Origin of the sequence: Variovorax sp. VNK109, assembly GCF_049445855.1 — a bacterium.
GTDB lineage: Bacteria > Pseudomonadota > Gammaproteobacteria > Burkholderiales > Burkholderiaceae_C > JAGOCV01.
The window spans coordinates 551,226-576,991 of sequence record NZ_JBMSDV010000002.1; the positions used below are offsets into that span (position 1 = coordinate 551,226).

Annotated in this window: 29 protein-coding genes; 22 read left to right on the top strand and 7 right to left on the bottom strand. The window is 63.9% G+C overall.

All coding sequences use genetic code 11. From position 1 onward, the window contains the following. Window positions 1-33: 33 nt before the first annotated feature. The 19 genes from ndk (at window position 34) to ACO2Q9_RS10230 (ending at window position 18,119) form a co-directional block, all read left to right on the top strand. On the top strand, window positions 34-459 hold the full coding sequence (gene ndk, locus ACO2Q9_RS10140; RefSeq protein WP_423310845.1) for a nucleoside-diphosphate kinase: 426 nt from the start codon (window positions 34-36) through the stop codon (window positions 457-459). Between the two features lie 28 nt (window positions 460-487). Beyond that, complete coding sequence (gene rlmN, locus ACO2Q9_RS10145) at window positions 488-1,639, top strand: 23S rRNA (adenine(2503)-C(2))-methyltransferase RlmN (RefSeq protein ID WP_423310847.1); 1,152 nt, start codon at window positions 488-490, stop codon at window positions 1,637-1,639. A gap of 5 nt (window positions 1,640-1,644) precedes the next feature. Further along, complete coding sequence (pilW, locus tag ACO2Q9_RS10150) at window positions 1,645-2,484, top strand: type IV pilus biogenesis/stability protein PilW (RefSeq protein WP_423310849.1); 840 nt, start codon at window positions 1,645-1,647, stop codon at window positions 2,482-2,484. Further along, complete coding sequence (locus tag ACO2Q9_RS10155) at window positions 2,477-3,403, top strand: helix-turn-helix domain-containing protein (RefSeq protein WP_423310851.1); 927 nt, start codon at window positions 2,477-2,479, stop codon at window positions 3,401-3,403. Before pilW ends, ACO2Q9_RS10155 begins: the two co-directional genes overlap by 8 nt. Then, window positions 3,400-4,683 carry a flavodoxin-dependent (E)-4-hydroxy-3-methylbut-2-enyl-diphosphate synthase gene (gene ispG / locus ACO2Q9_RS10160; protein ID WP_423310854.1) on the top strand — a complete coding sequence of 428 codons (1,284 nt, stop codon included), beginning with the start codon at window positions 3,400-3,402 and terminating at the stop codon, window positions 4,681-4,683. The genes ACO2Q9_RS10155 and ispG overlap by 4 nt, the downstream gene beginning before the upstream one ends. Window positions 4,684-4,722: 39 nt before the next feature. Further along, entirely contained in the window at window positions 4,723-6,018 is a 1,296-nt protein-coding gene (gene hisS, locus ACO2Q9_RS10165) for a histidine--tRNA ligase (protein ID WP_423311242.1), read from the top strand. Window positions 6,019-6,048: 30 nt separating this feature from the next. Beyond that, complete coding sequence (locus tag ACO2Q9_RS10170) at window positions 6,049-6,732, top strand: YfgM family protein (protein ID WP_423310856.1); 684 nt, start codon at window positions 6,049-6,051, stop codon at window positions 6,730-6,732. Further along, window positions 6,732-7,880 (top strand): outer membrane protein assembly factor BamB, encoded by a 1,149-nt coding sequence (gene bamB, locus ACO2Q9_RS10175; protein WP_423310858.1) that lies wholly within the window; start codon window positions 6,732-6,734, stop codon window positions 7,878-7,880. The genes ACO2Q9_RS10170 and bamB overlap by 1 nt, the downstream gene beginning before the upstream one ends. Before the next feature lies 1 nt (window position 7,881). Beyond that, window positions 7,882-9,225, top strand: a complete 1,344-nt coding sequence (gene der / locus ACO2Q9_RS10180) for a ribosome biogenesis GTPase Der (RefSeq protein WP_423310860.1) — start codon at window positions 7,882-7,884, stop codon at window positions 9,223-9,225. Between the two features lie 124 nt (window positions 9,226-9,349). After that, window positions 9,350-9,598, top strand: coding sequence for an RNA chaperone Hfq (gene hfq / locus ACO2Q9_RS10185; protein ID WP_423310862.1), 249 nt, complete (start codon window positions 9,350-9,352; stop codon window positions 9,596-9,598). Window positions 9,599-9,655: 57 nt separating this feature from the next. Further along, window positions 9,656-10,852 carry a GTPase HflX gene (hflX, locus tag ACO2Q9_RS10190; RefSeq protein ID WP_423310864.1) on the top strand — a complete coding sequence of 399 codons (1,197 nt, stop codon included), beginning with the start codon at window positions 9,656-9,658 and terminating at the stop codon, window positions 10,850-10,852. Between the two features lie 50 nt (window positions 10,853-10,902). Further along, on the top strand, window positions 10,903-12,339 hold the full coding sequence (gene hflK, locus ACO2Q9_RS10195; protein WP_423310867.1) for an FtsH protease activity modulator HflK: 1,437 nt from the start codon (window positions 10,903-10,905) through the stop codon (window positions 12,337-12,339). A 14-nt stretch (window positions 12,340-12,353) separates the two neighbouring features. After that, complete coding sequence (hflC, locus tag ACO2Q9_RS10200; protein ID WP_423310869.1) at window positions 12,354-13,238, top strand: protease modulator HflC; 885 nt, start codon at window positions 12,354-12,356, stop codon at window positions 13,236-13,238. 28 nt (window positions 13,239-13,266) lie between these two features. Then, the gene (locus tag ACO2Q9_RS10205; protein WP_423310871.1) at window positions 13,267-13,455 is read left to right on the top strand and encodes a DUF2065 domain-containing protein; all 189 of its coding nucleotides are present in this window, start codon (window positions 13,267-13,269) and stop codon (window positions 13,453-13,455) included. 94 nt (window positions 13,456-13,549) lie between these two features. Continuing rightward, the gene (locus tag ACO2Q9_RS10210) at window positions 13,550-14,698 is read left to right on the top strand and encodes an ATP phosphoribosyltransferase regulatory subunit (RefSeq protein WP_423310873.1); all 1,149 of its coding nucleotides are present in this window, start codon (window positions 13,550-13,552) and stop codon (window positions 14,696-14,698) included. A gap of 9 nt (window positions 14,699-14,707) precedes the next feature. Continuing rightward, window positions 14,708-16,039, top strand: coding sequence for an adenylosuccinate synthase (locus tag ACO2Q9_RS10215; protein ID WP_423310875.1), 1,332 nt, complete (start codon window positions 14,708-14,710; stop codon window positions 16,037-16,039). Between the two features lie 55 nt (window positions 16,040-16,094). Then, on the top strand, window positions 16,095-16,619 hold the full coding sequence (locus tag ACO2Q9_RS10220; protein WP_423310877.1) for a phosphoribosyltransferase: 525 nt from the start codon (window positions 16,095-16,097) through the stop codon (window positions 16,617-16,619). Window positions 16,620-16,638: 19 nt separating this feature from the next. Then, window positions 16,639-17,856 carry an aminotransferase class I/II-fold pyridoxal phosphate-dependent enzyme gene (locus ACO2Q9_RS10225; protein ID WP_423310879.1) on the top strand — a complete coding sequence of 406 codons (1,218 nt, stop codon included), beginning with the start codon at window positions 16,639-16,641 and terminating at the stop codon, window positions 17,854-17,856. A 77-nt stretch (window positions 17,857-17,933) separates the two neighbouring features. Beyond that, window positions 17,934-18,119 carry a hypothetical protein gene (locus ACO2Q9_RS10230; RefSeq protein WP_423310881.1) on the top strand — a complete coding sequence of 62 codons (186 nt, stop codon included), beginning with the start codon at window positions 17,934-17,936 and terminating at the stop codon, window positions 18,117-18,119. 9 nt (window positions 18,120-18,128) lie between these two features. Here the strand turns inward: ACO2Q9_RS10230 and ACO2Q9_RS10235 are convergent, their stop codons facing one another. After that, window positions 18,129-18,797, bottom strand: a complete 669-nt coding sequence (locus tag ACO2Q9_RS10235) for an arylesterase (RefSeq protein ID WP_423310883.1) — start codon at window positions 18,795-18,797, stop codon at window positions 18,129-18,131. Between ACO2Q9_RS10235 and ACO2Q9_RS10240 the strand changes: the two genes are divergently transcribed. Both ACO2Q9_RS10240 and rlmB read left to right on the top strand, forming a co-directional pair. Beyond that, window positions 18,796-19,479: an ABC transporter ATP-binding protein gene (locus tag ACO2Q9_RS10240; protein WP_423310885.1), complete on the top strand. Its 684-nt coding sequence runs from the start codon at window positions 18,796-18,798 to the stop codon at window positions 19,477-19,479. The two genes, ACO2Q9_RS10235 and ACO2Q9_RS10240, sit on opposite strands and share 2 nt — an antisense overlap. Before the next feature lie 35 nt (window positions 19,480-19,514). Next, window positions 19,515-20,273 carry a 23S rRNA (guanosine(2251)-2'-O)-methyltransferase RlmB gene (gene rlmB, locus ACO2Q9_RS10245; protein WP_423310887.1) on the top strand — a complete coding sequence of 253 codons (759 nt, stop codon included), beginning with the start codon at window positions 19,515-19,517 and terminating at the stop codon, window positions 20,271-20,273. A 24-nt stretch (window positions 20,274-20,297) separates the two neighbouring features. On the opposite strand, the gene ACO2Q9_RS10250 is transcribed toward rlmB, so the two are convergent. The 6 genes from ACO2Q9_RS10250 to ACO2Q9_RS10275 form a co-directional block, all read right to left on the bottom strand. Beyond that, complete coding sequence (locus ACO2Q9_RS10250; protein WP_423310889.1) at window positions 20,298-20,891, bottom strand: TIGR00730 family Rossman fold protein; 594 nt, start codon at window positions 20,889-20,891, stop codon at window positions 20,298-20,300. Next, on the bottom strand, window positions 20,888-21,301 hold the full coding sequence (locus ACO2Q9_RS10255) for a diacylglycerol kinase (protein ID WP_423310891.1): 414 nt from the start codon (window positions 21,299-21,301) through the stop codon (window positions 20,888-20,890). Before ACO2Q9_RS10255 ends, ACO2Q9_RS10250 begins: the two co-directional genes overlap by 4 nt. Before the next feature lie 64 nt (window positions 21,302-21,365). Further along, window positions 21,366-21,920, bottom strand: a complete 555-nt coding sequence (locus tag ACO2Q9_RS10260; protein WP_423310893.1) for an RDD family protein — start codon at window positions 21,918-21,920, stop codon at window positions 21,366-21,368. A 6-nt stretch (window positions 21,921-21,926) separates the two neighbouring features. Continuing rightward, a complete protein-coding gene (locus ACO2Q9_RS10265; RefSeq protein WP_423310895.1) occupies window positions 21,927-22,589 on the bottom strand; it encodes a DUF3106 domain-containing protein in 663 nt (220 codons plus the stop codon). Between the two features lie 17 nt (window positions 22,590-22,606). After that, the gene (locus tag ACO2Q9_RS10270; RefSeq protein ID WP_423310897.1) at window positions 22,607-23,050 is read right to left on the bottom strand and encodes a DUF3619 family protein; all 444 of its coding nucleotides are present in this window, start codon (window positions 23,048-23,050) and stop codon (window positions 22,607-22,609) included. Next, a complete protein-coding gene (locus ACO2Q9_RS10275; protein ID WP_423310899.1) occupies window positions 23,047-23,613 on the bottom strand; it encodes an RNA polymerase sigma factor in 567 nt (188 codons plus the stop codon). The genes ACO2Q9_RS10270 and ACO2Q9_RS10275 overlap by 4 nt, the downstream gene beginning before the upstream one ends. A 291-nt stretch (window positions 23,614-23,904) precedes the next feature. Between ACO2Q9_RS10275 and ACO2Q9_RS10280 the strand changes: the two genes are divergently transcribed. Continuing rightward, window positions 23,905-25,689: an acetolactate synthase 3 catalytic subunit gene (locus ACO2Q9_RS10280; protein WP_423310901.1), complete on the top strand. Its 1,785-nt coding sequence runs from the start codon at window positions 23,905-23,907 to the stop codon at window positions 25,687-25,689. The last annotated feature ends 77 nt before the right edge of the window (window positions 25,690-25,766 follow it).

Below are 25,766 nucleotides of genomic sequence, written 5' to 3' on the forward strand. Positions count from 1 at the left end.
CAAAACGAATCCAAACTCTCTGGAAAATAAATCATGGCTATCGAACGTACCCTTTCCATCATCAAGCCCGACGCAGTGGCCAAGAATGTCATCGGCCAGATCTATGCGCGTTTCGAGGCTGCTGGCCTGAAGATCGTGGCGTCGCGCATGGCCCATCTGTCGCAGAGCGAAGCGGAAGCTTTCTATGCCGTGCACAAGGAGCGTCCCTTCTTCAAGGACCTCGTGGGCTTCATGATTTCCGGTCCCGTGATGATCCAGGTGCTGGAAGGCGAGAACGCCATCCTGAAGAACCGTGAACTCATGGGCGCCACGGACCCCAAGAAGGCCGCCGCCGGCACCATCCGCGCCGACTTCGCCGACAGCATCGATGCCAACGCCGTGCACGGCTCCGATGCCCCCGAGACCGCGCAGGTCGAAGTCGCTTTCTTCTTCGCCGGCATGAACGTCTACGCTCGCTGAGGCTTTCCAGCCCGGCGATCCCCATGCCATGACGGCCAATCTTCTCGATTTCGATCTCGAGGGTTTGGCCGCCTTCTGCGAACGGCTCGGGGAGAAGCGTTTCCGCGCGACCCAGCTCTTCCGCTGGATCCACCAGCGCGGCGCGCGCGACTTCGACCAGATGACCGATCTGGCCAAGTCGCTCCGTGAAAAACTCAAGACCGCAGCCCACGTCCAGCCCCTGGACGTCCTGACGCAACAGGAATCGGCTGACGGCACCATCAAGTGGCTGTTCGACGTCGGCGGCGGCAACGCCGTCGAGGCGGTGTTCATTCCCGAGGACGACCGCGGCACGCTGTGCGTGTCTTCGCAGGCGGGCTGTGCGGTCGGCTGCCGTTTCTGCTCCACCGGTCATCAGGGCTTCAGCCGCAACCTGACCACTGGCGAGATCGTCGCCCAGCTGTGGTTTGCCGAGCATTTCCTCCGCGCCCACCTCAAGACGAGCGAGCGCGTCATCTCCAACGTGGTGATGATGGGCATGGGCGAGCCCCTGCAGAACTACTCGGCGCTGGTACCGGCGCTGCGCACGATGCTGGACGACCATGGCTATGGCCTGTCGCGCCGCCGGGTCACTGTGTCCACTTCGGGCGTCGTGCCCATGATGGACAGGCTGGCCCAGGACTGCCCGGTCGCCCTGGCTGTCTCGCTTCACGCGCCCAATGATGTGCTGCGCGAGAACCTGGTGCCGCTGAATCGCAAGTACCCCTTGGTCGAGTTGATGGACGCCTGCCGGCGTTACCTCGATTTCGCGCCGCGCGACTTCATCACCTTCGAATATTGCATGCTCGACGGTGTGAACGACCAGCCCGAGCATGCGCAGCAACTGATTGCACTGGTCAAGGGGCAGGGCGGGCACGCAGGTGTCTCGTGCAAGCTCAACCTGATCCCGTTCAACCCTTTCCCGGCTTCGGGGCTCACGCGTTCGCCGCGTGCGCGCGTCGAGGCTTTCGCCAAAATGCTCATCGATGCTGGTATCGTCACCACTGTCCGCAAGACACGTGGCGACGATATCGATGCCGCGTGCGGCCAGCTGGCGGGCGATGTGCAGGACCGCACCCGTGTGGGCGAGCGCATCGCGCAGCAGCGAACCGTGAAGCTCCATTCCATCAGCCGATCCACCGAAGCCGTCAAGGAGACCTGAGCAGCATGAATTCATCCGTAGCGCATGGGCGGGATCTGGTCGGCGGACTGGGCCGGTGGCTGGTTGTCACGGGCCTGGCCGTTTCGGCGGCAGCCATCACCGGCTGCACAACGAGCACCAGCGGCCCCTCGGATGGCCGCCGTGACATCGCGACCGAATCGGACCAGACCGACGCGCACCGCCGCGCGCGAATCCGTCTCGAGCTGGCCGTCGGTTATTTCGAGCAGGGCCAGACCAACGTGGCGCTGGATGAACTGAAGCTTGCCCTGGCCGCCGATCCGGTCTACGCAGATGCCTACAACCTGCGCGGCCTGATCTACATGCAACTCAAGGACATGGGCCTGGCGGAAGACAGCTTCAAGCGCGCCATGTCGCTGGCCCCGCGTGAGAGCGACATCCTGCACAACTACGCATGGATGCTGTGTCAGCAGCGTCGCTTCACCGAATCCGAGCAGATGTTCAACCAGGCCGTGGCGAACCCGCAATACGCCGGTCAGGCCAAGACGTACATGGCGCTGGGGCTCTGCCAGCTCCAGGCCGGTCGCAGGGCCGAGGCCGAAAAAAGCCTGGCGCATTCCTACGAGCTCAATCCGGGCAACCCCATCACCGGTTACCACCTGTCCAAGCTGCTGTACGAACGCAAGGACCTGACGCGCGCGCAGTTCTACATCCGCCGGCTGAACAACAGCGAACTTGCCAGCGCCGAGTCGCTCTGGCTCGGCGTGAAGGTCGAGCGCACCATGGGCAACCGGGAGGCCCAGGCACAGCTGGGCTCGCAGCTCAAGCGCCGCTTCCCGACCTCGAAGGAGGCCGGGCTCTTCGACAGGGGTGCGTTCGATGAATGACGCCTACGCGTCGGATTTCGTGCCGTCGGTGATCCCGGCGGTAGCACCCCCTGATGCGCCGCCCACGGCAGGGCGCTTGCTGCGCCAGGCGCGCGAAGCAGCTGGCCTGCACATCGCGGCGCTGGCCGTCTCGATGAAAGTGCCGGTGCGCAAACTCGAAGCGCTGGAAGCCGATCGCCTGGACCTGCTGCCTGATGCGGTGTTTGCCCGTGCGCTGGCCTCCAGCATGTGCCGTGCACTCAAGATCGATCCGGCCCCCGTGCTTGGCCTGCTGCCCAGCGGCTCCGCCGCCCTGGTGTCGCAGCACGAGCGCGGCATCAACGCACCGTTCCGTGGCCCTGGCGATGCACCAGCACCCAGCGTGGTCTCGCAACTGTCGCGACCCACCATGCTGGCCGTGCTGGTGCTGCTCATGGGGGCTGCCGTCATCCTGCTGTTGCCTGCGCGTTTCCTGCCTTCCTCCGGCAGCGACAACAATGTGCGTGAAGCAGAGACTGTGGTGATGCCGCCGGTGGCTGCGCCGACGCCGGCCGAACCGAACGTCGTTCTGCCGCCTTCCGACGCGCCTGTGCCGAACAGCGATGCAGGGTCGACCGCCGCTGCGCCCACGGCCGCTGCCGTGACGCCCCCCGCAACAGTTGCGCCTGCCGCGACCATGGCATCGCCAGCCGTGCCGGCGGCGGCAACGCTCGTGGCCTTCGAGGCTTCCGGTTCCTCGTGGGTCGAGGTGGTCGACTCCACCGGTGCCGTCGTCCTTCGCCGCACGCTGGCCTCCGGCGAGTCCGCGTCTGCGTCGGGTGCGCTTCCCCTCACGGTGACCGTGGGGCGGGCCGACCTCACGCGTGTGAAGGTGCGTGGCAAGGATTTCAACCTCGTTCCGCAAGGCCGCGACAACGTGGCCCGCTTTGAAGTGAAATGACCGAATCGCCCAGCTGTCTCCCCATTGCCCCCGCGGCGCCGGCAGCCCGTCGCTCCTTGCAAGGCCAGATCGTCTGGGGCCCGCGCGTGGTGACCGTCGGTGGCAGCGCGCCGGTGCGGGTGCAGTCGATGACGAACACCGACACCGTGGACGTGATCGGTACGGCCATCCAGGTGAAGGAACTGGCGCAGGCTGGCTCGGAGATGGTGCGGATCACCGTGAATACGCCCGAGGCAGCAGAAGCCGTGCCGCACATCCGGGAACAGCTCGATCGCATGGGCATCGACGTGCCGCTGATCGGCGACTTCCACTACAACGGCCACCGTCTGCTGACCGAATATCCCGCCTGCGCCGAGGCGTTGTCCAAGTACCGGATCAACCCGGGCAACGTCGGCAAGGGCGACAAACACGACAAGCAGTTCGGGCAGATGATCGACGCTGCGCTGCGCTGGAACAAGCCTGTGCGGATCGGCGTGAACTGGGGCAGCCTCGACCAGGAACTGCTGGCCGGCCTGATGGACGAGAATAGCCGCCGTCCGCAGCCCTGGCATGTGAAGCAGGTGATGTATGAAGCGCTGGTGACCTCGGCGACCGACTCTGCGCGTCGCGCGGTCGAGATGGGCATGGATCCTGCGCAAGTCATCCTGTCGTGCAAGGTCAGCGGCGTCCAGGACCTGATTTCGGTCTACCGCGAACTCGCGCGCCGCTGCAACCATCCGCTGCATCTGGGACTGACCGAAGCCGGCATGGGAGTCAAGGGTACCGTGGCCTCGGCGACGGCGCTTTCCATCCTGCTGCAGGAAGGCATCGGCGACACCATCCGCGTATCGCTGACGCCGCAGCCTGGCGAAGCCCGTACGCAGGAAGTGGTGGTGGCCTCCGAAATCCTCCAGTCGCTGGGCTTGCGCATCTTCGTGCCGAGCGTGACCGCATGCCCCGGATGTGGTCGCACCACCAGCACGACGTTCCAGGAACTCGCAAAGCAGATCGATGACTTCCTGCGCATGCAGATGCCGGTCTGGCGCAAGCGCTATCCGGGCGTCGAGGGTCTCAAGGTCGCGGTGATGGGGTGCATCGTCAACGGCCCGGGCGAGAGCAAGCACGCGGACATCGGCATCAGCCTGCCGGGCACGGGTGAGGCACCTGCCGCGCCCGTCTTCATCGACGGTGAAAAGGCATTGACGCTGCGCGGTGAAAACATCGCGCACGAATTCCAGCAACTGGTTGAAAACTACATTGAAAAACGCTTCGGCACGCAAGCCGTGACCGAAGCCGCGTGACAGAAGAAGAACATGGCAGATAAACCGAGCGCCGCCCGGGTGGAGAAACTCACCGCGGTCAAAGGCATGAACGACATCCTGCCGCCGGATTCGGCGCGCTGGGAATGGCTGGAAGCAAAAGTGCGCGAGCTCATGGCGCGCTTCGCATACCGCAACATCCGCACGCCGATCGTCGAGCCCACGGGGCTCTTCGTGCGTGGCTTGGGCGAGGTGACCGATATCGTCGAGAAGGAGATGTACTCCTTCGAAGACCGGCTCAATGGCGAACAGCTCACGCTCCGTCCCGAGAACACGGCCGGCGTCGTGCGCGCTGTCGCTGAGCATTCGATGCTGTACGACGGGGGCAAGCGGCTTTACTACATGGGCCCGATGTTCCGCCACGAGCGTCCGCAGCGGGGCCGCTACCGGCAGTTCCACCAGATCGGTGCAGAGGCGCTGGGCTACCCGGGTGCCGAGGTCGATGCCGAGCTGATCCTGCTGGCTGATGCACTCTGGAAAGAGCTGGGCCTGAAGGACGTGCAGCTTCAACTCAACAGCCTTGGCGAACCCGATGAGCGACGTGCGCACCGCGCCGCGTTGATCGCCTATTTCGAACAGCACGCCGACCAGCTCGACGAAGAAGCGAAGCGCCGCCTGCACAGCAATCCGCTGCGCATCCTGGACACGAAGAACCCGGCGATGCAATCGCTCGTGGAAGCGGCACCCAAGCTCATCGATTTCCTGGGCGAGGCATCGCTCAAACATTTCAGGACGGTGCAGGAAATCCTGGACGCCAACGGCGTCGCATGGACGCTCAACCCGCGCCTCGTGCGCGGCATGGACTACTACAACCTGACGGTGTTCGAGTTTGTCACGCAAAGCCTCGGTTCGCAGGGCACCATCTGCGGCGGTGGGCGTTACGACTACCTGATCGGCATGATCGGTGGCAAGCCTGCGCCGGCAGTCGGCTGGGCGCTGGGCGTCGAACGGGTGCTCGAACTCATCAAGGAAAACGGAACGGCGATCGACATGCCCTTGCCCGATGTCTACGCCGTCATCCCCGACGCGGCATTCGTGCCGAAGGCCATGGTCACGGTACAGGCGCTGCGCGCGAGCGGCGTGCGCGTACAGATGCACGCAGCAGCGGGAATTGAAGGCATGGGCAGCATGAAGTCGCAACTCAAACGGGCCGACGGAAGCGGCGCGGGCTTCGCGCTGATCTTCGGTGCCGAGGAGTTTGCGCGCGGCGAAGTGATCGTCAAGGCCTTGCGCGACGGGGCGGGTGCACAAGTTGCCAGGTCCATGGCGGATGTCGCCGGCTGGTCCGCCACCCTACAATCGCCGGCTCAGGCCTGACGAGGCCGACCGGATACAAAGAACCGAAAGATGGCACAACATTTTGATCTTGAAGAACAGGAGCAGCTTGACCAGCTCAAGCACTTCTGGAACCGCTACGGCAACGCCATCACCTGGGTGCTGATCCTTGCCCTTGGCTCCGTCGCAGCGTGGAATGGCTACAACTTCTGGGAGCGCCGCCAGGCTGGTCTGGCTTCCGCGATGTACGACGAGGTGGAGCGCGCTGCCCAGGCCGGCGACACGACACTGCTGGACAAGGCATTTGCGGACATCAAGGACCAGTACGGTCGCACGACCTATGCGGCGCAAGCCGGCATGCTGGCTGCCCGCACTTTCAACGAAAAGGGCAATGGCGACGCAGCGCGTGCGGCGCTGACCTGGGTTTCGGGCAACGCGAAAGACGAAGGCTACAAGGCGCTCGCGCGCCTGCGACTGGCTGCCTTGCTGATGGATACCAAGGCCTATGACGACGCACTGAAGGTGCTTGCCGAGCCGGTTCCTGCCGCATTCAACATGCTGGTCGCCGACCGCAAGGGCGACGTCTTGCTGCTCCAGGGCAAGCGCGACGAGGCGAAGGCCGAATACCTCAAGGCGCATGCCGCGCTGGATCCGCAGTCCGAGTACCGGCAGATCCTCGAAATCAAGCTCACCTCGCTGGGCGTGGACACCAAGACATTGAACAAGCCTGCGGGCACACAGGAGGCGGCCAAGTGATGACGACCGGATTTGCAGCCAGGCTCGGGAAGCCTGTTCGCGTTCTGATGCTGGCGGGCGCGGCAGCGCTGGTGCTGGCCGGTTGCTCCAGTGGTCCTGCACGGCCGAAGCCGGCCGAGCTCGGCCCCAACAATGCGCTGCTCGATGTGCGCCCGGTGTGGAACAACCGCATCAACGCCGTGAACTTCCCGCTGGAAGTGAACGTCAGCGGCAGCACCGTCACGTTGGCCAGCTCGGACGGCCTGGTTGCTGCCATCGATGCACGCAATGGCAACGATCTGTGGCGCGTCAACGTGGGTGCGCCCATCTCGGCGGGTGCGGGCAGCGACGGCTTCCAGGCTGCCGTGGTGACCACGGCCAACGAAGTCGTGGCCATCGAATCCGGCAAGGTGCTCTGGCGTCAGAAGCTCTCGGCGCAATCGTTCACGCCGCCGCTGGTGGCGGGCAAGCGCGTCTTCGTTCTGGGGGCGGATCGTTCCGTCACTGCCTTCGACGGCCAGACCGGTCGCAGGTTGTGGAACCAGCAGCGGACCGGTGAGCCGCTGGTGTTGCGTCAGGCCGGCGTGCTGGTGCCCTTCGAAGACACACTGATCGTCGGACTGTCCAGCCGCATGGTAGGCATGAATCCGGTCAATGGCACCTCGCGCTGGGAAGTCCCGGTCGCGTCGCCGCGCGGCACCAACGACGTCGAGCGTCTTGTCGATCTCGTGGGTTCCGTCAGCCGCTTGAATGACGTGATCTGTGCCCGGGCCTTCCAGGCGGGAGTAGGTTGTGTGGACGCGCGCCGGGGATCGCCGGTGTGGACGAAGACCGCCAACGGCCTGCAAGGCGTGAGCGGCGATGACAACCTCGTTTTCGGCACCGAGTCGGATGGCAAGGTGATAGCGTGGCGCCGTGCTGACGGCGAACGCGCCTGGCAGACCGATCGCCTGCAGTACCGCACGCTCAGCGCTCCGTTGGCGCTGGGTCGATCCGTCGTCATTGGCGACAGCACGGGCCTCGTGCATCTGCTGTCGCGCGAAGACGGCTCGCCGCTCACGCGTTTGACGACCGACGGTTCAGCGATCGCTGCGACACCCGTGGTTGCCAGCCGCACGCTCGTGATCGTGACCCGCAACGGTGGCGTGTTCGGCTACCAGCCGAACTGACATGAAACCAGTCATCGCGCTTGTCGGCCGGCCGAACGTCGGAAAGTCGACATTGTTCAACCGCCTGACACAGTCACGCGACGCCATCGTTGCTGATTTTGCGGGGCTCACGCGCGACCGGCACTACGGCAACGGCCGGCAGGGCAAGCACGAGTTCATCGTCATCGACACGGGCGGCTTCGAGCCGGATGCCTCCGAGGGCATCTACAAGGAAATGGCACGCCAGACGCAGCAGGCAGTGGCCGAAGCCGATGTCGTGGTGTTCGTGGTGGATGCCCGCGCAGGCCTTTCCGCGCAGGACCACGACATCGCACGTTATCTGCGCCGGCTCGGCAAGCCTTGCATCCTGACGGCCAACAAGGCCGAAGGCATGAAGGAAGGCCAGCAACTGGCCGAGTTCTATGAACTCGGGCTGGGCGAGGTGCTGGCGGTGTCGGCCGCGCACGGGCAGGGCATCCGCAGTCTGGTGGAGCTGGCGCTCGAACCGCTCAACCTGCCGGACCCTGACGACGAAGAAGATACCGAAGCCGCGCAGACAATCAAGCTGGCAGTTGCGGGCCGGCCCAATGTCGGCAAATCCACGCTCATCAACACCTGGCTGGGTGAAGAACGCCTCGTTGCATTCGACTTGCCCGGTACGACGCGCGACGCGATCACCGTACCGTTCGAGCGCAATGGCCAGCGCTTCGAGCTGATCGACACCGCTGGCCTGCGTCGCAAGGGCAAGGTGTTCGAGGCCATCGAGAAGTTCTCGGTCGTCAAGACGCTGCAGGCAATCGAATCGTCGAATGTCGTATTACTGCTGCTGGACGCGACGCAGGGCGTGACGGACCAGGACGCTCACATTGCAGGCTACATCCTCGAGACGGGCAGGGCAGTCGTGCTGGCCATCAACAAGTGGGATGCGGTCGACAGCTATCAGCGCGAGCTGGTGCAGCGCTCCATCGAGACGCGCCTGAGCTTCCTGAAGTTCGCGGCGTTGCATTTCATCTCGGCCAGGAAGCGTCAGGGCCTCGGGCCCGTGTGGTCGGCGATCATCCAGGCCCACAAGTCGGCGACACGCAAGATGTCCACGCCCGTGCTCACGCGTTTGCTGCAGGAAGCCGTGCAATTCCAGGCACCCAAGCGCTCGGGCATGTTCCGGCCCAAGATGCGCTATGCCCACCAGGGCGGCATGAATCCTCCGGTGATCGTGGTGCACGGAAACTCGCTCGAGCATGTGACCGACGCCTACAAGCGCTATCTGGAAGGCCGTTTCCGCAAGGAATTCGACCTGATCGGCACGCCGCTGCGGATCGAGATGAAGACCTCGCACAACCCCTATGCCGACAAGGAAGGCAGCTGAGCTTCCGCTGCCATCGGCGCCCATGGACGGGGCAAGGACTTTCGACAACCCGTTACTTGCGTGCCGAGCCCTGTGTGGTATGGTGCATCTTCCAACAACATTTCGTGTGAACACGGAGAATATCGTGAGCAATAAAGGGCAACTCCTCCAAGACCCGTTCCTCAACACCCTGCGTCGCGAGCATGTGCCAGTGTCGATTTACCTCGTCAACGGCATCAAGCTGCAGGGCCAGATTGAGTCATTCGACCAATATGTCGTCCTCCTGCGCAATACGGTGACCCAGATGGTGTACAAGCACGCCATTTCCACCATCGTGCCGGGCCGCGCCGTCAATTTCCAGGCGGCTGAAGACGCTGAGCCAGGCCAGTCCTGACGCAGTGCGGCGCCCGGCCCGGGCGTCGGACGGACGCACCCATTCCAGATTCCTGTTTTGAGTTCGTCCTTTCAACCTGAAAACCCTCTTGCGTCGGCGTTGCTCGTCGGCGTCGATTTCGGCTTGCCTCATTTCGATGGCGAGCTGGAAGAACTCGGCCTGCTTGCACAAACGGCCGGGCTGAATCCGGTCGCCCGCATCACCTGCAAACGCCGTGCGCCCGACGCGGCGCTGTTCATCGGCAGTGGCAAGGCCGATGAGATCAAGCTGCTGGCTGAAGAAACAGGCGCGACGGAAATCCTGTTCGATCAGTCGTTGAGCCCCGCGCAGCAGCGAAATCTCGAGCGCCATCTCGGTTTGCCCGTCAACGACCGTACCCTGTTGATCCTTGAAATCTTCGCGCAGCGCGCGCGAAGCCATGAAGGCAAGTTGCAGGTCGAACTCGCTCGCCTGCAGTACCTCAGCACGCGCCTTGTGCGCCGCTGGTCTCACCTGGAGCGCCAGCGCGGTGGCATCGGCACGCGCGGCGGCCCGGGTGAAACGCAGATCGAGCTGGATCGCCGGATGATCGGCGAGGCCATCAAACGCACACGCGAGCGGCTCGAGAAGGTCAAGCGCCAGCGCAACACGCAGCGCCGCCAGCGTGAGCGACGCGACACCTTCACGATCTCCCTGGTGGGTTACACCAATGCGGGCAAGTCGTCTCTGTTCAACGCGTTGGTCAAGGCGCGTGCCTATGCGGCGGACCAGCTCTTCGCCACGCTGGACACCACCACCCGGCAGCTTTATCTGGGCAACACAGCCACGGGTGCCGGCCGCTCGGTCTCGCTGTCGGACACGGTCGGGTTCATCCGCGATCTTCCCCACGGCCTCATCGATGCTTTCCAGGCAACGCTGCAAGAGGCGGCGGACGCCGACCTGCTGCTGCACGTCGTCGATGCATCCAACCCCAATCACCCCGAGCAGATGGCGGAAGTGCAGCGCGTCCTTGCGGAGATCGGTGCGGCTGATGTCCCGCAACTGGTCGTGTTCAACAAACTCGATGCCCTTGAAAGCGAACGCCGCCCCCTGCATCTGGCCGATACGCTGGAGGTGGATGGGCGACCTGTCCCCCGGGTTTTCGTGAGTGCGCACACAGGCGAGGGCCTGTCCGCGTTGCGGGAACGTCTGGCGGATGTGGCGGGTGTTTCCGGTGCAGTAGAGTCAGGTTTGACCCCAGATTCCGCTGCCCCTTTGCAGGAACTGCCCGCCTGATTGGGCACAATCCGGTTTGCAAGACAAAGATCCACAAGAGACCACAGCGCATGAACCTCAACTTAAGGGCCTTCCGGTGGGCAGGCGTGAAAGGCCGCATCCAGGGCGTTTTCAATCTCAACGACCCCCGCTGGGGGCGTAGTGGTGACGAAAGCAAGCCGGAGGGTGGCGAGCCGCCGCCCGGCAACAACCCCGGGGGCAGCAACGGGCAGGGCAACAACGGGAACAACGGCAATGGCCCGCGCGGTCAGGGGCCGAACCAGGGCCCGCCGGATCTGGACGAACTGTGGCGTGATTTCAATCGCAAGCTAGGCGGCCTTTTCGGCGGCAAGGGCGGGCGAGGCAACCAGAATCCCAACAACCGGTTTGGCGGCAATGGCGGTGGCAACGGTGGCGGCAATGGCTTCCAGCCCGACATGAAGAGTGCGGGCATTGGCGTCGGCCTGATTGCCGGTGTGGTCGTTCTGATCTGGCTGGGCACCGGCTTCTTCATCGTGCAGGAAGGCCAGCAGGCCGTCATCACCCAGTTCGGACGCTATCAGTCCACCGTCGGGGCAGGTTTCAACTGGCGCCTGCCGTATCCGGTGCAGCGTCATGAGGTCGTGGCGGTGACGCAATTGCGGTCTGTGGATGTCGGTCGCGACAACATCGTGCGTTCGACGGGTTTGCGTGAATCCGCGATGCTGACCGAGGACGAGAACATCGTCGAAATCAAGTTTGCCGTGCAGTACCGCCTGAGCGACGCGCGCGCATTCCTGTTCGAAAGCAAGAGCCCGACCGATGCCGTCGTGCAGGTGGCCGAAACCGCCGTGCGCGAGGTCGTCGGCAAGATGCGCATGGACTCGGTGCTCGCCGAAGAGCGCGACCAGATTGCGCCGCGCGTGCGCACGCTGATGCAGACCATCCTCGACCGCTACAAGGTCGGCATCGTGGTGGAAGGTATCAACCTGCAGCAGGGTGGCGTGCGTCCGCCCGAGCAGGTGCAGGCAGCGTTCGATGACGTGCTCAAGGCCGGTCAGGAACGCGAACGTGCCAAGAACGAAGCGCAGGCCTATGCCAATGACATCGTGCCGCGCGCCGTGGGTACGGCATCGCGCCTCAAGGAAGAAGCCGAAGCCTACAAGGCCCGCATCGTGGCCCAGTCACAAGGTGATGGCGACCGCTTCCGCCAGGTCCTGACGGAATACCAGAAGGCACCGCAGGTCACGCGCGACCGCCTGTACATCGAATCGATGCAGCAGGTCTACAGCAACGTCACCAAAGTGCTGGTGGAATCGCGCCAGGGCTCCAACCTGCTTTACCTCCCGCTGGACAAGATCATGCAGCAGTCGGCCCAGCAAGGCGCTGCCGAATCCACTGCCGCCAGTTCGGGTTCGCTGCCGCCGCTGTCGTCCGGTGTGCCTGGCTCCTCGGCCACGTCTTCCGCGCAAACAGGCGATGCGCGCTTGCGTGACAACCTGCGTACCCGCGACCGCGAAGCGCGCTGAGAGGAGGACAAGAAATGAATCGAATCGGTTTCATCGTGACTTCGCTGCTGGTACTGCTCGCGCTGGCCAGCTCCACCCTGTTCGTCGTCGATCAGCGCCAGTTCGGTGTGCTGTACCAGCTCGGCCAGATCAAGGAAGTGATCACCGAGCCCGGCCTGAACTTCAAGCTGCCGCCGCCGTTCCAGAATGTCAGCTACATCGACAAGCGCCTGCTCACGCTGGACAGCACCGACACCGAGTCGATGTTGACGGCGGAAAAGCAACGCGTGGTGATCGACTGGTACGTGCGCTGGCGCATCAGCGATCCGTCGGAATACATCCGCAATGTGGGCCTGGACGAGGCAGCCGGTGCGCTGCAATTGAATCGCGTGGTTCGCAACTCGTTCCAGGAAGAAGTGAACCGCCGCACCGTGCGTGACCTGCTGTCGTCCAAGCGGGAACAGCTGATGACGGACGTGCGCCGCGAGGTGCAGGAGGCCGTCAAGAGCAACCGCCCGTGGGGTGTCGAAATCATCGACGTGCGCATCACGCGTGTGGACTATGTCGAAGCCATCACCAGCTCGGTTTACCGGCGGATGGAAGCAGAGCGCCAGCGCGTGGCGAACGAGCTGCGCTCGACCGGTGCGGCCGAAGGCGAAAAAATCCGCGCGGATGCGGACCGGCAGCGGGAAGTGACAATCGCCAATGCCTACCGCGAAGCCCAGAAGATCAAGGGCGAAGGCGACGGCGAGGCTGCACGTGTCTATGCCGACGCATTCGGCCGCGACCCTCAGTTCGCGCAGTTCTATCGCAGCCTTGAAGCCTACAAGGCAAGCTTCAGCAAGAAGAGCGACGTGATGGTGGTGGATCCATCATCCGACTTCTTCAAGGCCATGCGCAGCGCCGGCGCGCAGAAGTAAAAGCCGTCCCGGACAGGCAGGAAGCAGGGTGAGCAGCGAGACGTTGTGGACGGCGCTTGCGCTGGTCCTCATCATCGAGGGGCTGTTGCCCTTCCTCTCGCCCCAGGCCTGGCGCAACATGTTTGCCCAGATCCTGCAGATGCGGGATGGGCAGATCCGCTTTTTCGCGCTTTGCAGCATCCTCGGCGGCCTCGCGCTGCTCTGGGTCGGCTCTTGAACAGTTTTCCGGCGCGCGTCCGGCCTGCGCTTCGAGGCCGGTAGAATCACGTTTTCAACAGCCCCCGGGAATCCCTTCGGGTTCCTTTTCTCCCATGTCCGCCTGGGTCCTTCCGGATCACATTGCCGACGTTCTTCCCTCCGAAGCGCGGCATATTGAAGAGCTGCGCCGCGAGTTGCTGGACACCGCGCGCAGCTACGGCTATGAGCTGGTGATGCCTCCACTCCTGGAGCATCTGGAGTCGCTGCTCACGGGAACCGGCGAAGCCCTCGACCTGCAGACCTTCAAGCTGGTGGACCAGCTGTCGGGTCGCATGATGGGCCTGCGTGCCGACACGACGCAGCAGGTGGCCCGCATTGACGCGCACTTGCTGAACCGCCAGGGCGTGGCTCGCCTTTGCTACTGCGGCCCGGTGCTGCACACCCGGCCCGACCGGCCGCACGCCACACGGGAGCCTCTGCAGTTCGGTGCGGAAATGTATGGACACGCAGGGCTCGAGGCCGATCTGGAAGCGCTGCTGCTCTCGCTCGATTGCCTGAAGGCCGCGAAGGTCGGCAATCCCGTCGTGGACATGGCCGACGTTCGCATCGTGCGCTCGCTGCTGGCCGGTGTGCCGGTCGATGGTGCCGCGCTGGCGCGCGTCCATGCGGCGCTTGCAACGAAGGACCGCAGCGAACTCGAAAGCCTCACCAGGGATTTTCCTCAAGCGTCCCGCGAGGGACTACTGGCGCTTCCCGATCTGTATGGTGACGCCACGGTTCTGGATGAAGCCGAGAAGACCTTGCCCGCCAGTCCCATGCTGCGCGAGGCACTGCGAAGCCTGCGGTGGTTGTCAGCCCATCTCGGCGCGACGAAGGCGAAGTTCGACCTGGGTGATTTGCGCGGCTATGCCTACTACAGTGGCGTGCGCTTCGCGATCTACGTGCAGGGCGCCAGTGATGCGCTCGTTCGCGGTGGCCGGTACGACGAAGTGGGTGCTGTGTTTGGCCGCAACCGTCCGGCGGTGGGCTTCAGCCTGGACGTGCGTGAACTTGTGAGCGTCGCGGCACGCCGACCGCTGCGTGCTGCCGTGCGTGCGCCGTGGAGCGAGAACGCAGCGTTGAGTGCCGCCATTGCAGCGCTTCGCGCGAAGGGTGAAACGGTGGTCTGCGTGCTGCCGGGTCACGAAAGTGAAATCGATGAATTCCAGTGCGACCGCGAATTGGTTCAATCCGCGGGCGATTGGGTCGTGAAAGCTATTTGAGATCTTGAGATGAACACAACCAAGGGCCGTAACGTAGTCGTGGTGGGCACCCAGTGGGGTGACGAGGGCAAGGGCAAGCTGGTCGACTGGCTGACCGAGATGGCGCAAGGCGTGGTCCGCTTCCAGGGTGGGCACAATGCAGGCCACACGCTGGTGATCAATGGCGTGAAGACCGCGCTGCACCTGATTCCCAGCGGGATCATGCGGCCGGGCGTGAAGTGCTACATCGGCAATGGTGTGGTTCTGTCGGCCGCCAAGCTGTTCGAGGAAATCGAAGGCCTGGAGAAGGCGGGCGTGGAGGTGCGTTCGCGTCTGCGCATCAGTGAGGCCTGCCCGCTGATCCTGCCGTTTCACGCAGCGCTCGACGTGGCGCGCGAGGCCTACCGCGAAAAGGGCGGCAGCGAGAAGATCGGCACCACCGGTCGCGGCATCGGCCCGGCTTATGAGGACAAGATCGCGCGCCGCGCCCTGCGCGTGCAGGACCTGAAGCATCCGCAGCGCTTCGCCGAGAAACTCAAGGTGCTGCTGGACCTGCACAACCATGTGCTGGTCGAGATCCTGGGTGCGAAGGCCATCGACTACGACACCGTGTTCAATGAAGCGATGAAGCATGCCGAACTGCTGAAGCCCATGATGGCCGACGTCTCCCGCGAGCTGAACGAGGCGCACATCCATGGCGACAATCTGCTGTTCGAAGGGGCGCAGGGCACGCTGCTCGACGTGGACCACGGCACCTATCCGTATGTCACGTCCAGCAACTGCGTGGCGGGCAATGCCGCTGCCGGCTCGGGTGTCGGCCCTGGCATGCTTCACTACATCCTCGGCATCACCAAGGCCTACTGCACACGGGTGGGCGGCGGCCCGTTTCCCACTGAACTCGACTGGGAGAAGCCGGGGACCCCGGGCTACCACATGAGCACCGTGGGCGCAGAGAAGGGCGTCACCACTGGCCGCAGTCGCCGTTGTGGCTGGTTCGACGCCGCGCTCCTCAAGCGTTCGGCGCAGGTCAATGGCCTGTCGGGTCTCTGCATCACGAAGCTCGACGTGCTCGACGGGCTGGAAAAACTCGAGCTGTGCACCGGCTACGAACTGGATGGCGAACACACGGACATCCTGCCGATGGGCGCCGACGAAATCGCGCGCTGCACACCTGTCTACGAAACGCTCGATGGCTGGACCGAAAGCACCGTCGGCGTGACGCAATACGACAAGCTGCCCGTCAACGCGCGCCTTTACCTGCAGCGCATCGAGCAGGTGACCGGCGTGCCGATCGCCATGATTTCCACCAGCCCGGACCGCGATCACACCATCATGATGCGCCATCCGTATCTGGCGGACTGAACCCTTCAACCCCCTTCGCCAACCAACCGCGCCCAGCCAATCAGGAGCCCCAAGCATGCTGACCGAAGACGGCAAACATCTGTACGTGAGCTACGACGAGTACCACAACCTCATCGAGAAGCTCGCCATCAAGATCCACCAGTCAGGCTGGCAGTTCGACACGATCCTGTGTCTGGCACGCGGCGGCATGCGCCCCGGCGACATCCTGAGCCGCATCTTTGACAAGCCACTGGCCATCATGTCCACGAGCTCGTACCGCGCCGACGCGGGCACGGTGCAGGGGCACCTGGACATTGCGCGCTACATCACCACGCCCAAGGGCGACATCGCCGGCCGTGTACTGCTGGTGGACGATCTGGCCGATTCCGGTCATACGCTCAATGCGGTGATCAACATGCTCAAGAACAACTACTCGCCGATCACCGAACTGCGCAGCGCGGTGATCTGGACGAAGGGCCTGTCCACCTTCACTCCGGATTACTCGGTGGAGTTCCTGCCCACCAATCCCTGGATCCATCAACCTTTCGAAGGTTACGACAGCCTCACGCCGGACAAGCTGCTGGCCAAGTGGAAGATCTGAGCACCCAGGCCCGTTCGTCATGCCCGCAAAGACGACATCGACCCAGCTGATCCACCATCCCTACGAGCCGCCCGCCGGCTTCGCCGCGCCGCAGCCGGGCGTGTTCAAGGCATCGACGGTGGTCTTCCCTTCGGTGGCTGCCATGCGCGCGCGCGACTGGAAGTCGCGGCAGGGCTACACCTACGGCCTGCACGGCACGCCGACGACTTTCACGCTGGAAGAACGGCTGTGCGCCCTTGAAGGCGGCAAGCAATGTCTGCTGGTGCCCAGCGGCCTGGCTGCGATTTCGGTCGTCGCGCTCGCGCTGCTCAAGAATGGCGACGAGGTGCTGATCCCCGACAATGCCTACGGGCCCAGCAAGGCCCTGGCAGAAGGTGAGTTGGCGGCGTTCGGCATCACCCATCAGCTCTACGATGCGCTCGATCCGGCGGACTTGGCCGCCCGCATTTCCGATCGCACCCAACTGGTCTGGCTGGAGGCCGCAGGTTCGGTGACCATGGAATTCCCGGACTTGCCGGCGCTCGTGCGCATCTGCCGCGACAAGGGCGTGCTCACCGCGCTGGACAACACCTGGGGTGCGGGGCTGGCATTCGCGCCTTTCGATTTCGGTGCCGTGGAAGCGCGCGTTGGCGTCGACATTTCCGCGCACGCACTCACCAAGTACCCCAGTGGCGGTGGCGACGTGCTCATGGGCAGTGTCATCACGCGTGATGAAGCCCTTCACCTCCGCCTGAAGCTCGCCCACATGCGACTGGGCTTTGGCGTGGGTGCCAACGATGTCGAATCCGTGCTGCGCTCCTTGCCCAGCCTGCCGCTTCGTTATGCGGCGCACGACCGGACGGCACGCGAACTCGCGCATTGGCTGGCCGGCCAGAAAGAAATTGTCCAGGTGTTGCACCCGGCGATGCAGGGCTCTCCCGGGCATGCGCACTGGAGGGCCTTGTGCGCGCATGACGGCGGAGCGGGACTTGCGGCCGGGCTGTTCTCGATCATCCTCGACGAGCGATTCAACCAGGCTCAGGTGGACAGGTTCTGCGATTCGCTGAAGCTTTTCAAGCTCGGCTATAGCTGGGGCGGGCCGGTCAGCCTTGTCGTCCCCTATGAACTTGCGGCCATGCGCCCGCAATGGCCGCCACACATCAGGCGCGGCACGCTGGTACGGTTCTCTGTTGGCCTTGAAACGGTAGATGACCTTCAGGCCGATCTGGCAGAAGCGCTCGGCACGATGGCGTCGTAACGGCCTGTGCCAAAAAAGCAGGCGGCGGCGTGTGCAAGCTGCTAAAGTGCCCTCCACGTTACATGTGAAAGGTCCACTTGGCTACACCCAACTACGGTTACGAAAAGCGCCAGAAAGAACTTGCGAAGAAGCGCAAGAAGGAAGACAAGCTCAAGGCCAAGGCCGACCGCAAGGCTGGCATTGCGCCGGCGGACGAGCAGGATGCCGATGCCGGTGAGCCGTCCGACCTGCCGCCGCCGCCGTCCACCGGCGAGACGCCCTGATCCCGGCAGTCAGCGCAGCAGCTTCCTCAGCTCTGGCCACACGTTGTCCAGCATCATCGGGTGCGCTTCCTCGCGCGGATGAATCCGGTCGGGCTGGAACAGTTTCAGCGGATCCGCGCCATCGGCCACACCCTTCAGGAAGAAGGGCACCACGGCTGCCTTCTGCGCCTTCGCCACTTTCTCGAAGCTGGCCGCAAAGCGGTTGGCATAGTCGGTGCCATAGTTGGGTGGCACCTGCATCCCCACCAGCAGGACGCGCGCGCCGGCCTTCTGTGAGGACTGGGTCATCCAGGTCAGGTTGTCCTCGGTGCTCGCCAGAGGCAGGCCGCGCAGGGCATCGTTACCGCCAAGTTCGATGACCACGACATCCGGCGAATGCTGTTTCAGCAGCGCGGGCAGTCGCGATCGGCCACCCGAGGTCGTGTCACCGCTGATGCTGGCGTTGACCACTTTGGCCGGGATCTTTTCCTGCGCGAGCCGCTTCTCCAGCAACGCGGCCCAGCCTGTGCCGCGGCGCAGCCCGTATTCGGCGCTGAGCGAATCGCCGACGATCAGAATGGTCTTGCCCGCACCGGCGGTCTGCGCCTGTAGCATCGCGGGCTGGAAAATCCCGGCGCACACGAGCGCTACGCCTGCCGCGATAAAGTGGCGCCGACCTGCAACCGAAACAGCCTTCATGCCCGAATCTCCAGTCAATTCCATCATTTCCGTGGAGCACGTCTTCAAATCGGTGAGCGACTCCACAGGCACGCTAGACATTCTGCGCGATATCGATTTCCGTCTGGCACCGAGGGAAACTGCGGCCATTGTGGGTGCCTCGGGCTCCGGCAAGAGCACGTTGCTCTCGATCATTGCGGGACTGGACACGCCCACGCGGGGTACGGTTCGGCTGGATGGCCAGGACCTGTTCTCCATCGACGAGGATGCACGCGCCGCGCTGCGTGCGCAGAAGGTGGGCTTCGTGTTCCAGAGCTTCCAGCTCATGGGCAACCTCACCGCGCTCGAGAACGTGATGCTTCCTCTCGAGTTGGCTGGCCGCAGTGATTCGCGCAAGGCCGCCTCGGACATGCTGGCGCGCGTAGGCCTGTCGGCGCGACTCGGACACTATCCCAAGGTGCTGTCGGGCGGGGAGCAGCAACGCGTGGCGCTGGCGCGGGCCTTCGTCGTCCAGCCATCCGTGTTGCTGGCCGATGAACCGACAGGCAGCCTCGATTTTGCGACCGGCGAGAAAGTCATGGAGCTCATGTTCGACCTCAACCGCGAACTCGGCACCACGCTTGTGCTCGTCACGCACGACCGTGCGATTGCCGCGCGCTGCGAACGTTGCATCACCATCGAAGCGGGTCGCGTCGCAGCCTGAAGCAGCGGGAGGTGTGGCCCGCCGATAATGCGGGGATGTCAGCCCCCAAAGTCCTGTTCGGCTTCCATGCCGTCGGCGTGCGCATGAAGACAGCGCCGCAGTCCATCCTGGAAATCTATTACGAGGCCACGCGCCGCGACGCCCGCATGCGCCAGTTCCTGCAACGTGCGCAGGAAGCAGGCATGAAGCTGGTCGAGGCAGACGGGCTGCGTCTGTCGCGTCTGGCTGGCAGCCATGGTCACCAGGGTGTTGCTGCCCGTGTGCAACCCATGGAGCAGGCGCGTTCGCTGGATGACCTGCTGGATCAACTGGAGGCCGTGCCGCAGGAAGAGGGCGCTCAGCCGCCGCTGTTGCTCGTTCTCGACGGCGTCACAGATCCGCACAACCTCGGTGCCTGCCTTCGCGTGGCGGACGGTGCAGGGGCCCATGCAGTCATTGCGCCCAAGGACCACGCAGCGGGCATCAATGCCACCGTGGCCAAGGTGGCCAGCGGCGCCGCCGAGACGGTGCCTTATTTCATGGTGACGAACCTTGCGCGAACGCTCGGTGAGTTGAAGGAGCGCAACATCTGGTGCATCGGCACGAGCGACGACGCACCGAAAACGATTTATCAGGTGGACCTGCGTGGTCCCGTGGCGCTGGTGCTCGGCGCTGAAGGTGCCGGCATGCGCCAATTGACGCGCAAGACCTGTGATGAACTGGTGAGCATCCCGATGCGCGGCGCGGTGGAAAGCCTCAATGTGTCGGTGAGCAGCGGCGTCTGCCTGTACGAGGCATTGCGCCAGCGAGGCTGATACCAGGTCGCCGTAGATCGGCGGCTACAGGTTCTCTCGCAGCAGCGTGGTGTCGCTGCCGCGGCCGGCCTGCTCGACAAGGCTTCTCAGCAGGGCGGGCGCGTTGTTGCTCACCTGCACGAGCTCCATTTGCCATGCATTCATGAAGCCTGCCTGCACCGTGCCCTGCAGGAACGAGACCATGCCGTCGTAGTAGCCCATGTGGTTCAGGATGCCGATCGGCTTGTCGTGGTAACCGAGTTGCCGCCAGGTCCAGATCTCGAACAGCTCTTCGAAGGTGCCGATGCCGCCGGGCAGGGCAACGAAGGCGTCGGAGCGTTCGCCCATCATGGCTTTGCGTTCGTGCATGGTCTGCACCACGTGGAGTTCGTCACAATCGTTGTTGGCCCATTCCTTCTCGACGAGTGCCTTGGGGATGATCCCGACGACGCGGCCCCCGGCCGCGCGCGTGGCCTGCGCCACTTCGCCCATCAGGCCGTTGCGGCCACCGCCATAAACGAGTTGTCCGCCGTGCGAACCGATCCAGTTGCCGACCAGGCGCGCACATTCGACAAAAGATGCATCCTCCCCGGGGCGTGAGCCGCAGTAGACGCAAACGGAGAAGGCGGGTGTGGTCATGAGACGAGCCGGGTGTAGACGGCGCCGGCCCAGATTCCCGAGCACAGCAACAGGCTCAACAGCACGGCGGCGCTGCCCATGTCCTTCGCGCGCTTGGACAGGTCGTGCCATTCGGGGCCGATGCGATCGATGGCGGTCTCGATGCCCGTGTTGAGTAATTCGACCATCATCACCAGCAGCACGGAACCTGCCAGCAGTCCAATTTCGACCCAGCTTCGTCCCAGCCAGAATGCCAGGGGGATCAGCACGATCGCGGCGATCGCTTCCTGGCGAAAGGCGGTTTCACCCCAGCCGGCCCTGAGGCCTTCGAGCGAATAGCCAGCTGCATGCCAGATGCGCGACAGCCCGGTGCGGGCCTTCTGCGGGTTGACGTGCGGATCGACGCCGGAGCTCTGCGTGGGAACGGTCATATGGCGATTTTCTTGCGGATTGATGACAAACGATCGTGATTCACCGGTCGGTCATCGGCAGCAGTCATCGACTGAGCGGAAGCGAGTGGACGAGCCTCGTTCCTGCCCATGCGTCATGCCAGAACTGTCCGAGCGGGTGGAAACGGCTGAGAACTGCCCAGATCGCGATCCAGCCCAGGATGAGGACGGTGGTCTCGCCGCCGCCCAGATGAAAGGCATGGGCCACAGCCATGGACGGCAGGAACCAGATCCATGCGAGAGCGTAGCGCAGAAGCGCGCGCAGTTGGGTCAGCGGACGGCCCTGGCGGTCGACAATGCGGATGTTCCATGTCTTCATCGCCAGCGTCTGCCCCTTGGCCCAGAACCACGCGAAGTAAACGCCGAAGATGATGAACAGGAAGCCTTGCAGCAGTGGGCGCCGTGCGTCCATGGCGTCGCGCATCTGGCTGAGGGTGCTGAACAGCCAACCGGCGACGAACAGCACTGCGAAAAGCAGCATGCCTTCATACAACCAGCAGGCCATGCGTCGACGCAGGCTGGGTGCGATCAGGGGAGATGGGGCCGCAGCGGATGGCGTTGCGGAAGAAGCCGGGCCCGCGCCGGCGAAAATATCGGTCATCCCCGATTATTGGCTGGAAGCGGGGACGGCTTGTCCTGCGACGGGTTGGCCGGCTTCAGCGGCGCTTTCACGGCCGCTGGTGATCTTGGCCGAATGACGGCTGTCCGGACGGGGCGCGGGCACCGTGGCGAGCTTCTGGGGCGACACAGGCTTGACGGCCACCGCCGCACCCGCCGCCTTGCGGGATGCCCTGGACGCCAATTTGTCCTTCTCTTCGGGGCTGAGTGCCTGATAGGCCTCCCATTTGGCTTTCTTCTCTTGCGCAGGAATCTTGCGCGATTCGCCGAAGTTCAGGCGGGCTTGCGCGCGCTGCTGGGGGTTGAGCGAAACCCAATCCGTCATGCGGCCATGAAGTCGCGCTTGTTCTTCAGGTTGCAGGCTGGCGTAATTGGCGGACAGCGCAATCCACTTGCGTTTTTGGGCCTCGGAAATCGAGCCCCAGACCGATGCGAGCGGCTTCAATGCCGTTTGCTGGCTCCTGCTCAGCTCCGACCAGGCAGGACCTGACGCGACCGCTCTTGCCGGGGCCGCCCTGGTTGCGGCGGCTGACTTCTGGGGCGGATCTGCGGCGAATGCCGGCATGGCGGTCACACCGATGCCCGTGGTCAGGGCCACGACAGCGCACATCGCTGAAGCGCGGGGCAGGACGAAGTAACGGACACGCGGCATGTTTGCGCTCCGGGCTCTCACTCGGGAGTGGCCTGACCGCTTTGCAGGAACTGCACGAAACCGGGGTCGGTATAGGCCGCAGGCGGAAGGTCGTCCGTCAGCAGGGCTGCATCGATCTCGGCGACTTCTGCGGCGCGCTGCTCGGCCTGGACCATGTTGATGGCGACCAGGCCGGCAACCAGCGCGACGATGGGCACAGCGGAGGCCAGGCGTGTCCACCAACCTGGGGCGTCACCACCACCCAGTGCCAGTACCGGGCCGGACGATTGAACGGAAGTCTGCATGGCGGGTGCCAGTGCCAGTGCAGGCCGGCGGCGTTGCGCGACAGCCTGGACGCGGGCAGCGCGCAGGCGTTCGGAAATGTCGTAAGGCAACTCGTTGCTACCGGCTTCGAGGCGCGAGGCGATCCGCCGGGCATAACGCCCTTCGGCGGTCCGATCCTGATGCAGATGGTCATTCATGGTTGTATTCCCCTGGCTTTCAGTGCTTTGCTGAGAGCTTGAACCGCCCGAGAGCAGTGTGTCTTGACGCTACCTTCGGAGCAGCCCATGGCCGCAGCGGTTTCCGCAACGTCCATTTCTTCCCAGTAACGCATCAGAAACGCTTCCCGTTGACGAGTCGGCAGGTCCTGGATCGCGTCCTCGATCAAATGCAATATCTGCGCCCGTCGGGTGGTGTCCTCTGCGCTTTCGCCGATGTCCGAGCCGTCGGATGCCCGGAAGTTTTCCAGGATGTCGAAATTGCTGTCCTCGCCGGGCGACTCGAAATCGCTCATGTTGGAGAACAGGGCACGGCGAGTCTTCTGGCGGCGGAACCAGTCCAGCGTGCAGTTGGAGAGGATCCGCTGGAACAGCATGGGGAGTTCCTGCACCGGCTTGTCGCCGTAGTGCATCGCCAGTTTCATCATGCTGTCCTGGACGATGTCCAGTGCTGCTTCGTCGTCCCGCACGTGGTAGAGCGAGCGCTTGAATGCCCTTTTCTCGACGCTGGCGAGAAAGTCGGCAAGTTCCTGTTCGGTGGCCAAGAGGGGTGCTTCGGGGCGCTTGAGTAGTCGGGGCAGTGGCTGAAAAACACCAGCCAGATGCATTTTTGGCCCGGATTATGGCATCCGCAGGCAAAAAAACGGCGCGATTTCACCGTATGCAATTGTTGCGGTGCCATAATCCGCATTGCAATTCAAAAGGCAAACGGGTCACAGTCCGGCGAGTCACAAGACACGCCCATGGCTTTGGCCTCAAGTCTCGACCTGGCCCCACAAGGGCTCGAGGAAGAGGCACCCAAGGTTTTTCGTCAGAGAAATTCGCAAAGGTTGATCATGGAAATCTCCAAAGCCGAGCTGACCTCGGCAGCCGCCGCTCAGGCGCAAGCATCCGGCCAGACCCAGGAACTCATGGGCGCCGAAATCCTCATCAAATCCCTGCAGGCCGAAGGCGTCAAGTACATCTGGGGTTACCCCGGCGGTGCCGTGCTGTACATCTACGACGCGCTGTACAAGCAGGACACCATGCAGCACGTGCTGGTACGCCATGAACAGGCGGCCGTCCACGCTGCAGACGGATATGCCCGCGCCACGGGTGACGTCGGCGTTGCGCTCGTCACGTCCGGCCCCGGCCTGACCAATGCGGTCACCGGCATCGCCACGGCGTACATGGACAGCATCCCGATGGTGATCATCTCCGGCCAGGTGCCCACACCCGCGATCGGGCTGGATGCCTTCCAGGAGTGCGACACCGTCGGCATCACGCGCCCCATCGTCAAGCACAACTTCCTCGTGAAGGACCCGCGCGATCTGGCCGAGACGATGAAGAAGGCCTTCCACATCGCACGCAGTGGCCGCCCCGGCCCGGTGGTGGTGGACGTGCCCAAGGACGTGTCGTTCAAGAAAGTGCCGTACGAAGGCTACCCCGACAAGGTCGAGATGCGCTCGTACAACCCGGTGCGCAAGGGCCATGGCGGGCAGATCCGCAAGGCGCTGCAATTGCTGCTGACGGCCAAGCGCCCGTACATCTACACGGGCGGCGGCGTGCTGCTGGGCAATGCGTCCAACGAACTGCGCACCCTGGTCGACATGCTCGGCTATCCGGTCACCAACACGCTGATGGGCCTGGGCGCCTACCCGGCCAGCGACCGCAAGTTCCTGGGCATGCTGGGCATGCACGGCACCTGGGAAGCCAACAACGCCATGCAGAACTGCGACGTGCTGCTGGCCGTCGGTGCGCGCTTCGATGACCGCGTGATCGGCAATCCCAAGCACTTCGCGCAGAACGAACGCAAGATCATCCACATTGACATCGACCCGTCGAGCATCTCCAAGCGCGTGAAGGTCGACATCCCGATCGTCGGCGACGTGAAGGACGTGCTGACGGAGCTCATCGCCATGATCCGTGAAAGCTCGGTACGCCCCGACGCTGGCGCGCTGGCCGAGTGGTGGAAATCCATCGAAGCCTGGCGCAGCCGAGACTGCCTCAAGTACGACCGCGACAACCAGGACGTGATCAAGCCCCAGTTCGTGGTGGACACCCTGTGGAACATGACGAAGGACGCCGACACGTACATCACGTCCGACGTGGGTCAGCACCAGATGTGGGCCGCGCAGTACTACCGCTTCGACGAGCCGCGCCGATGGATCAATTCCGGCGGTCTCGGCACCATGGGCGTGGGCATTCCCTATGCGATGGGCATCAAGCTCGCCAAGCCGCAGGCCGAGGTGTTCTGCATCACTGGCGAAGGCTCGGTGCAGATGAACATCCAGGAACTGGCCACCTGCCGGCAGTACGACACGCCGATCAAGATCTGTTCGCTGAACAACCGCTATCTGGGCATGGTGCGCCAGTGGCAGGAGATCGAGTACTCCGGTCGCTACAGCCACAGCTACATGGATTCGCTTCCCGACTTCGTGAAGCTGGCCGAGGCCTATGGCCACGTTGGCATGCTGATCGAGCGGCCGCAGGACGTGGAGCCGGCGCTGCGTGAAGCACGACGCCTGAAGGACCGCACGGTGTTCCTCGACTTCCGGACGGACCCGACGGAGAACGTCTTCCCGATGGTCCAGGCGGGCAAGGGCATCACCGAGATGCTGCTCGGTTCGGAGGATCTCTGAACGTTCGGATCGTGGCCGCGTAACGCGCAAGCAACCCGGCCTTCCCCTTGACGAATCTATTGGCTGCCAAGCCGCAC